At 74.5% G+C, this 9,815-nt stretch carries 10 protein-coding genes; 7 read left to right on the forward strand and 3 right to left on the reverse strand.

Annotated elements, in window-relative coordinates; translation table 11 throughout:
* Both ACFV5N_RS19380 and ACFV5N_RS19385 read right to left on the reverse strand, forming a co-directional pair.
* The coding region (locus ACFV5N_RS19380; RefSeq protein ID WP_385601192.1) for a hypothetical protein at window positions 1-186 on the reverse strand (186 nt) is incomplete at its 3' end.
* A gap of 121 nt (window positions 187-307) precedes the next feature.
* Window positions 308-1,096 carry a VOC family protein gene (locus ACFV5N_RS19385; protein WP_385601193.1) on the reverse strand — a complete coding sequence of 263 codons (789 nt, stop codon included), beginning with the start codon at window positions 1,094-1,096 and terminating at the stop codon, window positions 308-310.
* Between the two features lie 261 nt (window positions 1,097-1,357).
* On the opposite strand from ACFV5N_RS19385, the gene ACFV5N_RS19390 reads away from it, so the two are divergent.
* The 3 genes from ACFV5N_RS19390 to ACFV5N_RS19400 all read left to right on the forward strand — a co-directional run bounded on the left by ACFV5N_RS19390 (window position 1,358) and on the right by ACFV5N_RS19400 (window position 4,638).
* Window positions 1,358-2,161 (forward strand): PAS domain-containing protein, encoded by an 804-nt coding sequence (locus ACFV5N_RS19390; RefSeq protein ID WP_385601196.1) that lies wholly within the window; start codon window positions 1,358-1,360, stop codon window positions 2,159-2,161.
* Window positions 2,162-2,447: 286 nt separating this feature from the next.
* Window positions 2,448-3,281 carry a M55 family metallopeptidase gene (locus ACFV5N_RS19395; protein ID WP_385601199.1) on the forward strand — a complete coding sequence of 278 codons (834 nt, stop codon included), beginning with the start codon at window positions 2,448-2,450 and terminating at the stop codon, window positions 3,279-3,281.
* Window positions 3,274-4,638: a M20/M25/M40 family metallo-hydrolase gene (locus ACFV5N_RS19400; RefSeq protein ID WP_385601202.1), complete on the forward strand. Its 1,365-nt coding sequence runs from the start codon at window positions 3,274-3,276 to the stop codon at window positions 4,636-4,638. The genes ACFV5N_RS19395 and ACFV5N_RS19400 overlap by 8 nt, the downstream gene beginning before the upstream one ends.
* 59 nt (window positions 4,639-4,697) lie before the next feature.
* Here ACFV5N_RS19400 and ACFV5N_RS19405 read toward each other — a convergent pair whose 3' ends face one another.
* On the reverse strand, window positions 4,698-5,447 hold the full coding sequence (locus ACFV5N_RS19405; RefSeq protein ID WP_385601205.1) for an alpha/beta fold hydrolase: 750 nt from the start codon (window positions 5,445-5,447) through the stop codon (window positions 4,698-4,700).
* A gap of 96 nt (window positions 5,448-5,543) precedes the next feature.
* On the opposite strand from ACFV5N_RS19405, the gene ACFV5N_RS19410 reads away from it, so the two are divergent.
* The 4 genes from ACFV5N_RS19410 to ACFV5N_RS19425 all read left to right on the forward strand — a co-directional run bounded on the left by ACFV5N_RS19410 (window position 5,544) and on the right by ACFV5N_RS19425 (window position 9,671).
* Window positions 5,544-6,092: a TetR/AcrR family transcriptional regulator gene (locus ACFV5N_RS19410; RefSeq protein WP_385601208.1), complete on the forward strand. Its 549-nt coding sequence runs from the start codon at window positions 5,544-5,546 to the stop codon at window positions 6,090-6,092.
* 89 nt (window positions 6,093-6,181) lie between these two features.
* Window positions 6,182-6,556, forward strand: coding sequence for a DUF4259 domain-containing protein (locus ACFV5N_RS19415; protein WP_385601210.1), 375 nt, complete (start codon window positions 6,182-6,184; stop codon window positions 6,554-6,556).
* Between the two features lie 176 nt (window positions 6,557-6,732).
* Window positions 6,733-8,742, forward strand: a complete 2,010-nt coding sequence (locus tag ACFV5N_RS19420) for a prolyl oligopeptidase family serine peptidase (RefSeq protein ID WP_385601213.1) — start codon at window positions 6,733-6,735, stop codon at window positions 8,740-8,742.
* Window positions 8,739-9,671 (forward strand): LD-carboxypeptidase, encoded by a 933-nt coding sequence (locus ACFV5N_RS19425; RefSeq protein WP_385601216.1) that lies wholly within the window; start codon window positions 8,739-8,741, stop codon window positions 9,669-9,671. The genes ACFV5N_RS19420 and ACFV5N_RS19425 overlap by 4 nt, the downstream gene beginning before the upstream one ends.
* The last annotated feature ends 144 nt before the right edge of the window (window positions 9,672-9,815 follow it).

Consider the following 9,815-nt stretch of genomic DNA (forward strand, 5'->3'; position numbering starts at 1 on the left):
GCCCGGATGCCAGGCCGGCCACTCCTGCGGGCGGTCGGCCCAGTGCACCTGCTCGGGGTCGTCCAGATCGATGTCGGGGAAGAGCTGCCGGATCCGCGGTTCGAACTCCTCCTCGGACAGCGGCTCCCAGCCGACCCCGCGCAGCCAGACCAGCCGGTAGCGGTGATCGTCGCCGAAAGAGCCCACGTACACCGGATAATCCGGCTCCGGCGGGCGTGGACGTTTCGCTCTCGTCATCCCACCACCGCCTTCCCTCGGGTCGGGACCTACCGGGCCGCGCGCCGTGCCCTGCGGGCCCGGCCCCGGCTCACATCGCGGGCTTCTCGCCCTTCGTGGTCGACATGTCGATCACGGTGAAACGCGCGCCGTTGTCGTCCGCGCACTCCGCCCAGCGGCCGAACGGGCTGTCCTGCGGCTCGCTGATGATCCGGCCGCCCAGTTTCTCCGCCGTGGCCGCCGCGTCGTCGCAGTGGTCGACGCCGAAGTACAGCCGCGCGTACGTGTCGGTCGCCGCCGTGGTGTCCGCCGGCATCGGCATCCGGCCCGCCACCGCCGAGCCACCGGCCTGCACGGTCTTGTAGTCGAACTCGGCCGGGTCGCCCATCCGGCGCAGTTCCACCGGGAAGACCGCGCTGAAGAAGGTGTCGAACGCCGCCGGGTCGCGGGAGACGATCTCGCTCCAGCAGACCGAGCCGGGTTCGCCCCTCAGCCCGAAGCCCTCGTGGGTGCCGGGCTGCCAGCAGCCGAAGGTCAGCCCGTCCGGGCTCTGGGCGATCAGCATCCGGCCGAACTCGCCCACGCTCATCGGCTCCAGCAGCAGCGTGCCGCCGTTCTCCCGGATCCGCCCGGCCGTCTCCTGGACGTCCGAGGTGGCGAAGTACAGCGTCCAGGTGGGAGTCAGCTCCTGGCCGGGCATCGGGGGCATGAGCGCGCTCACCGGCTTCCCGTCCAGGGTGGCCATCGTGTATCCGCCGTAATCCGGACCCGCGCTTCTGAAGTCCCAGCCGAACATCTCCCGGTAGAACGTCTTTCCCGCGTTCAGTTCGGCGACCACACAATCGGCCCAGATCGGTGCTCCGTCGGGGAAGTCCGCCATCGGTACCGCCTCCACAAGGAAGTATGGGCATGCAATATCCAGATAATCCTCTTCTTCCACGCTAACCACCGGTGGGGCATCCTGCGCGGTGACCGGGTCGGTCATCGAACGTGCATGCGATCGAGGTCAGGGGCGCCGGAGCGGGGGGCGCGCACGCCCAGCGCGTACGCGCGCCGGTCGCACCACCACCTTGGCCATTGCCTCCCGCCGCCAGCCCGCCCGGGGATACCGTGGGAGCGCTCCCTCACCGGGTAAGGAGAGATGGTGGCCACCGTGCCGGAAATCCCCCAGCAGCGTGATCCCGCAATCCCCGACACACCCACGGTCTCCGCACGTGTTCCGCTGGCCGTGGCCGTCGTCGACCTCACGGGCCGTATCTCCCACTGGAGCAGCGGAGCCCGCAGGCTGTTCGGATTCCGCGGAGAAGAAGCGCTCGGTCGCGCCGCCGCCGACATCCTCCCGGTCACCGGCGTCCTGGACGCCCCCGGCTACCCCACCGCCGGCCGCTTCCGCACCCACGGCGAGGACGGCCGCCCCCGCGGCAGCGCCGACATCCTCTGGTGGGCCTATCCGCTCGCCGGACCCGACCCCGGCGGTGTCCTGGTGCTGGCCACCGACGCCGCCCCGCTGCGCGCCGCCGAGCGCACCGCCGACGCGCCGGGCGACACGATCGGCGCCGGCTTCGCCCGGCACACCGACTTCCCCCACGCCGAGGACCTCGCCCGCGGCCTGCCGGAGATCATGCCCGGCATGAGCCCGGGGGAGAGCGGCATCGTCGCCGCACGCGTGCTGGACCTGGGCTACCCCGTCCTGGTACGGAGCCGGCGCGCCCCGGTCCCCGTCACCCCCGACCGGGGCGCCCCGCGCCCCGCCGGCCGCCGGGGGCCGGTGCCGTCCCCGCGAGCCGACGCCGGTACGGCGCCCGGTCCGCCGTCCCGTTCGCAGTCCGGCCCCGAGGATGACGACCAGGAGGCCGGCCTGGAGTACGCCGCCGTCCGCCGATCACCCACCGCTCCCTGCCGGTCGTCCCGCCCAGGGCCCGGCAGGTGGCGCTCGGCTTCATGATCCTGCCGCGGCACCGCGAGCGTGCCGAGTCCCACGCCACGGACCGGGTCACAACGCCGTACGGCGGGCCCGCGCCGGCTCCGTCGGACTGCGCGCGGACCGCCCGGCACGCCCCGGCGGGTACCGGGCGGCCCTCCGCACACCCCCGGGCGGCGCCCGGCCGCGCCCGGCCCTGCTCTCCACGCCCGCCGGTTCCCCCGCCCGTGCGGCCGGTCGGGGGCCCGCCCGGCCCCGTCCCGTACCGGCGCCTTCCGCGCGCCGGGGGGAGCGCGTAGCCTGACGCGGCATGAAGATCTTGATCTCCGCCGACATGGAGGGGGCCACGGGTGTCACCTGGCCCGCCGACTGTCTGCCCGGGCGGCCCGAGTGGCAGCGGCTCCGGCCGGTCTTCACCTCCGATGTGAACGCCGCCGTCGCCGGGTTCTTCGACGGCGGCGCCGATCAGGTCCTCGTCAACGAGGCGCACATGACCATGCGCAACCTGCTGATCGAGCAGCTGGACGACCGCGCCGAGCTGCTGACGGGCCGGCACAAGGAACTCGGCATGGTCGAGGGCGTCCAGCGCGGCGACATCGACGGCATCGCCTTCGTCGGCTACCACTGCGCCGCCGGTGCCGAGGGCGTCCTCGCCCACACCTACCTCGGCAGCTGCATCACCGGCGTCTTCGTGGACGGCGTACGCGCCAGCGAGGGGCTGCTCAACTCCCTGGTGGTCGCCGAGTACGGCACCCCCGTGGTGCTGGTCACCGGCGACGACCTCACCTGCGTCGACGCCCGGCAGTACGCGCCGGAGGCGCCCGCCGTCGCCGTCAAGGACTACGTCTCCCGGCACGCCGCGATCTGCCGCACCCCCGCCCGTACCGCCGCGGACATCCGGTCCGCCGCCGCGCGCGGCGCCGTCCTGGCGGCCCGGCACGAACCCGCCCCGCCCCGGGACCGGGTCATCGAGGTGGAGTTCGACGCCGAGCACCTGGCCGGCTCCGCCACCTTCGTCCCCGGTGTCGAGCAGACCGGGCCGCGCCGTGTCGCCTACACCGCGCCCACCATGTACGAGGGCATCCGCTGCTTCAAGGCGCTGACCACGCTGGTATCCAACGCAGTCGAGGAATGGTATGGCTGAGCACGACCCGAACGCACCGCACGACCCGGACGCACCGCACCACATCGACCGGACCGCCCTGGACGAGGCCGTCACCTTCACCAGTGACCTCATCCGCATCGACACCACCAACCGGGGGCAGGGGGACGGCCGCGAGCGGAAGGCGGCCGAGTACGTCGCCGAGCGGCTGACCGAGGCCGGCCTCGACCCGATACTGCTGGAGAAGGCCCCCGAGCGCACCAATGTCGTGGCGCGCATCGAGGGCACCGACCCGTCCGCCGACGCCGTCCTCGTGCACGGTCATCTGGACGTGGTCCCGGCGGATGCCTCCGAGTGGTCCGTCCACCCCTTCTCCGGCGAGATCAGGGACGGCGTGGTGTGGGGGCGCGGCGCGGTCGACATGAAGGACGCCGACGCGATGGTGCTCGCGACCGTACGGGCCTGGGCCCGGGCCGGGATCCGCCCGCGCCGTGACATCGTGCTCGCCTTCACCGCCGACGAGGAGGACTCCGCCGATGTCGGCTCCGGTTTCCTCGCCGACCACCGTCCCGAACTCTTCGACGGCTGCACCATCGGCTTGAGTGAGTCCGGCGCCTACACCTTCCACCCCGGCGACGGCCGCCGCATCTACCCGGTGGCGGCGGGCGAGCGCGGCACCGGCTGGCTGCGGCTGGCCGCCCGGGGCCGCGCCGGGCACGGGTCGCGCATCAACCGGGAGAACGCCGTCTCCCGGCTCACCGCCGCCGTCACCCGGATCGGCGAGCACCGCTGGCCGCTGCGCCTGACCCCCACGGTGCGGGCCGCGCTCACCGAACTCGCCGCGCTGTACGGTCTGCCGCTGCCCGACCTGGACGACGACGCGGCCGTCGAGCGGCTGGTCGCCGACCTCGGCCGGGCCGGCACCCTGGTGGCCGGAGCCCTGCGCAACAGCACCAACCCCACCATGCTGGACGCCGGGTACAAGGTGAACGTCATCCCCGGCACGGCCACCGCGCACATCGACGGGCGGCTGCTGCCCGGCACCGAGGAGGAGTTCGCCGCCACCCTCGACACCCTCACCGGCCCCGACGTGGACTGGGACTACTACCACCACGAGCCGCCGCTGCAGGCCCCGGTGGACACCCCGGCGTTCGCCGTCATGCGGGAGGCGCTCCAGCACTTCGACCCGGGGGCGCACGTCATCCCGTACTGCATGTACGGCGGCACCGACGCCAAGCAGTTCTCGCGGCTCGGCATCCAGGGGTACGGCTTCATGCCGCTGCGGCTGCCGGAGGGCTTCGACTACCAGGCGATGTTCCACGGTGTGGACGAGCGGGTGCCGGTGGAGGCGCTGCACTTCGGTACCCGGGTGCTCGACCGTACGCTGCTCGCCCTGTAACCCCGCCGCCGCTTCCGCCGCCCCGCCGGTGCCGGCCCGGCGGGGGAGCGGGCGGCCCGTCAGCCGCCGAGGGAGTCCCAGAACTCCGTGAGCACCCGGGCGCCGCGCGCCGGGTCCTGGAGCATCCAGTAGTGGGTCAGGCCGTCCAGTTCGGTCACCCGGGCGCCCAGCGGCCGGGCCACCTCGGCGTCGAGGTCCGGGCGCGCCATCGGGTCACCGGTCGGAACCAGGACGAGTCCGGGCGCGGCGGGGCCGGTGAGGTCCTTCCCCCAGTCGGCGGCGAGGTTCGGCCGGGCGGAGCGGTACAGGGCCAGGATGGCCGCGCTCATGTCCGCGTCGTGGCTCGCGTCGACCTCCCGGCCCAGCTCCGGGGTCATGCCCCGGGCCCGCAGCAGATCGCCGAAGGTGCGGCCGCTGCCGGAGGGTGCTTCCCGCAGCGCGGCCAGGGACTCCTCGCCCTCCGGGCTGCGCTGCCACAGGGTGGCGGCCTCGTGCCAGATGTAGTCGGGGTGCCAGCCGTGGGCGACGTCGGAGACCCAGCTGCGCACCGGCACGTCGGTGTGGGCGGAGACGACGCGCATGGTGAGGTGTCCGCCCCAGTCGTGGCCGACGACGTCGACGGGGCAGCCGATCGCCCGCAGCTCGCCGGCCAGCCAGGCGGCGTAGGGCTCCTTGCCGGTCAGTGTGGCGGGGCGGGGGCTGCCGAATCCGGGCAGGCGCAGGGCGACGGCGGGCCGGTCGAGGTGGTCCCTGAGGGCGTTCCAGAGGGCGGGGGTCTCGGGCACCCCGTGGACGAGGACAACGGTCATGGCAGCTCCTGCGACAGAAAGTGGATAACCTATCGACTTCACCGTAGCAGCAAAATTGATAACCTATCCACCTGACGGGATGCCCAAGGGAGACACATGCGGGCCGACGCGGCGCGGAACAGAGAGCGGATCTTCGACGAGGCACGGCGGGCGATCGCCGCAGGCGACACCGCGCTCACCCTCAACGAACTCGCCCGCCGCTCGGGGGTGGGGGTCGGCACCGTGTACCGCGTCTTCCCCACCCAGCGCGCGATGCTCGAAGCCGTCCTGGAGAGCTCCGCCCGCGACCTCATCCAGTTGGCCGACGCGGCGGAACGGGAAGACGACCCGCACCGCGCCCTGGAGGAGTTCCTGCGCACCGCGCTCGCCGCCGCCCTCGCCCAGCCCGGCCTGTTCACCGTCCTGATCACCGTCACCGACGAGACGGACGACCTGCGCCGGGCCAAGGCCGAACTGGTCACCCGGGTCTCGCGGCTCCTCGGCCGCCTCCGGCCCGCCCCCGCGCTGACCGGCGAGAACCTGCTGAAACTGTTCTGCGGACTGATCCACGCCATCAGCGAGCACCCCGAGGAGCGCCGCGCCGCCGCCACCGACGCCTACCTCCGGCTGCTGCGCGCCGGTCTCGCCGCCGGGCCCGCCGGCTGAGCGAGGGCCACCGTCCCCGCCCGCGTTGTCAGTGGTCCCTGCTTCGATGGCGTCATCGGGATGCGACACCATCGAGTGGAGGAGACACCGTGGGCACCTGGGGCAGCGGAAACTTCGAGAGCGACACCGCCAGGGACTATCTGTCCTCCTTCATCGACGGGCTCGTCGCCGAGATCGCCGAGGCCATGGACGGTGATCCGGTCGCCATCGAGGCCGACGAGTACGAGGGCGTCGCCGTCCCGTGCCGGCTGGAACTGCTCCACGTCCTCACCCGCGCCGGCCACACCTCCGACACCCCGCTGCGCCCGGAGGTGGTGGAAGGCTGGAAACAGCGGTACCTGGCCGTCTGGGAGCGGACGATCGACGAGCTGGGGCCCTCGCCCGCCTTCAGGGAACAACGGCGCGCGGTACTGATCCGCACCTTCGACCAGCTGGCCGAGGCCGCCGCCGCACGCCCGGCGTAGCCGGCCCGGCGCCGCGCCCCGCCCGCCGCCCCAACTCCGCCGCGCCGCCGCCGACTCGCCCGACGCGCCACCGCGCGAACACACCCGGTCCGGTGGCTGGAGCGCCGATCAAGGTCGTGGAACGATCCCCGGGTGACCCGGTGACGCCCGGACCGACACCGCCCTGGAGGCAGCTCATGGCGTACGACCGCTACGGAACCTGGCCCTCGCCCATCGACGCCGCCCTGGTCGCCGCCCACGACGGCAAACCCGAGTACCTGGGCGCCGTCGGCGAGGAACTGTGGTGGACCGCCCCCCGCCCCGCCGAGGGCGGCCGGCGCGCCCTGGTGCGGCTGCGCCCGGACGGCGGCGGCGTCGCCGAGACGGTCCTGCCCGCGCCGTGGAACGTCCGCAACGGGGTCATCGGCTACGGCGGCCACCCGTGGGCCGGCATCGCCCGCCCCGAGGGCGGCCCGCTGATCGTCTTCACCGACCACGGTGACCAGCGCGTCCACCTCCTGGAACCGGACGCCCCCGGTGGACCCGCCCCGCGCCCGCTGACCCCGCCCGCCGGCCCGGGCGGCGCACTCCGCTGGTGCGACCTGCGCCCGCACCCGGAGCGCGGCGAGATCTGGGCGGTGCTGGAGCAGCACGGCGCGGACGGTGCCGTACGCCGGGTCCCGGTCGCGATACCGCTGGACGGCGCCGCCGCAACCGACCCCGACGCGCTGCGCGAACTCACCCCGGAGGGGCCCCGGTTCGTCACCTGCCCCCGGCTCTCCCCGGACGGCCGGCGTGCCGTCTGGCTGGCCTGGGACCACCCCGCGATGCCCTGGGACGGCACCGAGCTGAAGATCGCCGGCCTGGACGAGGACGGCCGGCTGACCGGCGTCCGCACCCTGGCGGGCGGCCCCGAGGAGGCCATCGCCCAGGCCGAATGGGCCCCCGACGGCACCCTGCTGGCCACCACCGACCGCACCGGCTGGTGGAACCCGCACCGCGTCGACCCGGACACCGGGGAGGCCGTCAACCTCTGCCCGCGCCAGGAGGAGTTCGCCGAAGGACTGTGGCGCATCGGCTGGCGCTGGTTCGCCCCGCTGGAGAGCGGACTGCTCGCCGTGCTGCACGGCGCGGGCGGCATGCGGCTCGGCGTCCTCGACCCGGCCACCGGCGAACTGGCCGACACACCGGGCCCGTACGGCGAATGGGCACCCTCGCTGGCCGTCCAGGGCAGCCGCATCACCGGCATCGCGGCCGGGCCGCACATCGGCTGGCAGATCGTCCAGCTGGACACCACCACCGGGCACACCCGGGTGCTCGCCGAGCACCACCGGGACCCCGTCGACCCGGCGTACTACCCGCGGCCCCGGTCCCGCACCTTCACCGGCCCGGACGGCCACCGCGTCCACGCCACCGTCTACCCGCCGGCCCATCCGGGCGCCACGCCCCCGGCACCGGAGGACGAACGGCCCCCGTACGTCATCTGGGCGCACGGCGGGCCCACCTCCCGCGCGCCCGTCGTCCTGGACCTGGAGATCGCCTACTTCACCTCGCGCGGCATCGGCGTCGCCGAGGTCAACTACGGCGGCTCCACCGGCTTCGGCCGCGCCTACCGGGAGCGGCTGCGCGAACAGTGGGGCGTGGTGGACGTGGCGGACTGCGCCGCCGTCGCCCGCGCCCTGGCCGACGAGGGCAGCGCCGACCCGCACCGGCTGGCCATCCGGGGCGGCAGCGCGGGCGGCTGGACCGCCGCCGCCTCCCTCACCGGCGAAGACACCGCCGGGCTCTACCGCTGCGGCACCATCAGCTACCCCATCCTGGACCTGGCGAGCTGGACGGGGCCGGGCACCCACGACTTCGAATCCCGCTACCTCGACTCCCTCGTCGGGCCGCCGGACGAGGTCCCCGAGCGCTACCGCGACCGCTCCCCGGTCACCCACGCCGACCGCATCACCGGGCCGTTCCTGCTGCTCCAGGGGTTGGACGACACCATCTGCCCGCCCGAACAGGCCGACCGGCTGCTGGCCGCCCTCGCCGCGGGCGACGGGCCGGGCGTGCCGCACGCCTACCTCACCTTCCCGGGTGAGGGCCACGGCTTCCGCCGCGCCGAGACCATCGTGACCGCCGTCGAGTCCGAACTCGCCCTGTACCTCACCGCCTTCGGCATCGAGCGGCCCGACGCGCCGGCCTTGGAGCTGCGCCGGTGATCCGCGCGCTGCGCCCCGGCGACCGGGTGGCGGTGGTGGCCCCGGCCGGGCCGGTGGAACCGGATGTGCTCAAGGCCGGGACCGAGATCCTGCGCGGCTGGGGCCTGCGGGTCGAGGCGGGCCCCTCGGCGTCGGCCGGGGGCGCGGCACCGCTGCCGCACCTGGCCGCCCCGGACGCCGAGCGTGCCCGGGACCTGGAGCGCGCCTGGTGCGATCCGGGTGTGGCGGCGGTGATCTGCGCCCGGGGCGGCTACGGCAGCCAGCGGATCCTCGACCTGCTCAACTGGCGTGCCCTGGCGGCGGCCCCGCCGAAACCCCTGCTCGGCTTCAGCGACATCACCGCGCTGCACGAGGCGTTCGCGGTCCGCCTCGCCGTCCCCACCTGGCACGGGCCGATGCCGGGCACCACCGCGTTCACCGACGACGCGGTGGCCCAGGAGCGCCTGCGGCGGGCGCTGTTCGCCCCGCACGAGCCCGTCGTGCTCACCGCGCCGAGCGCCCGCACCCTGGTCCCCGGCCGGGCCCGCGGCATCACGATGGGCGGCTGCGCGAGCCTGCTGGCGGCCCAGACCGGCACCCCGCACGCCCGCACCTCGGCGGCCGGCGGCATCCTGCTGCTGGAGGACGTCGGCGAGGAGCCGTACCGGATCGACCGGGTCCTCACCCAGCTGCTGCGCTCCGGCCTGCTGGAGGGGGTGGCCGGCATCGCCCTCGGCTCCTGGCGCGACTGCGGCCCCTACGAGGAGGTCCGCGCCGTGCTGCTGGACCGCCTGGCCCCGCTCGGCGTCCCGATGGCGGAAGAACTCGCCTTCGGCCACGGTCCCCACCCGCACACCGTCCCGCTCGGCGTCCCGGCCACCCTGGACGCGGACCGGGCCACCCTGACCTGCGACGGGGTGGGCGGGCCGCCCGGCACCGGCGGCGATTGAGGGAGCGTCCGCGGGCCCGGCACCGGGGTCAGCCGGATGTTTCCAGATCCTTCCGCATGGCGTCGCGGAGGTCGCGTATGGCGTGGATCATCGCCTCGAACGCGTCGGGCAGGGGGCCCGGCGCGCCGTCCCGCGCCAGATCCC

Origin of the sequence: Streptomyces sp. NPDC059853 (assembly GCF_042731495.1) — a bacterium.
In the GTDB taxonomy this organism is placed as follows: Bacteria; Actinomycetota; Actinomycetes; order Streptomycetales; family Streptomycetaceae; genus Streptomyces.

Excerpts from the sequence above, each read along its gene's own strand:
- ACFV5N_RS19410 (WP_385601208.1), top strand. The coding sequence starts at position 5,544 with ATGCGGGCCGACGCGGCGCGGAACAGAGAGCGGATCTTCGACGAGGCA.
- ACFV5N_RS19420 (WP_385601213.1), top strand. The coding sequence starts at position 6,733 with ATGGCGTACGACCGCTACGGAACCTGGCCCTCGCCCATCGACGCCGCC.
- ACFV5N_RS19390 (WP_385601196.1), top strand. The coding sequence starts at position 1,358 with ATGGTGGCCACCGTGCCGGAAATCCCCCAGCAGCGTGATCCCGCAATC.
- ACFV5N_RS19395 (WP_385601199.1), top strand. The coding sequence starts at position 2,448 with ATGAAGATCTTGATCTCCGCCGACATGGAGGGGGCCACGGGTGTCACC.
- ACFV5N_RS19405 (WP_385601205.1), bottom strand. The coding sequence starts at position 5,447 with ATGACCGTTGTCCTCGTCCACGGGGTGCCCGAGACCCCCGCCCTCTGG.
- ACFV5N_RS19385 (WP_385601193.1), bottom strand. The coding sequence starts at position 1,096 with ATGGCGGACTTCCCCGACGGAGCACCGATCTGGGCCGATTGTGTGGTC.
- ACFV5N_RS19400 (WP_385601202.1), top strand. The coding sequence starts at position 3,274 with ATGGCTGAGCACGACCCGAACGCACCGCACGACCCGGACGCACCGCAC.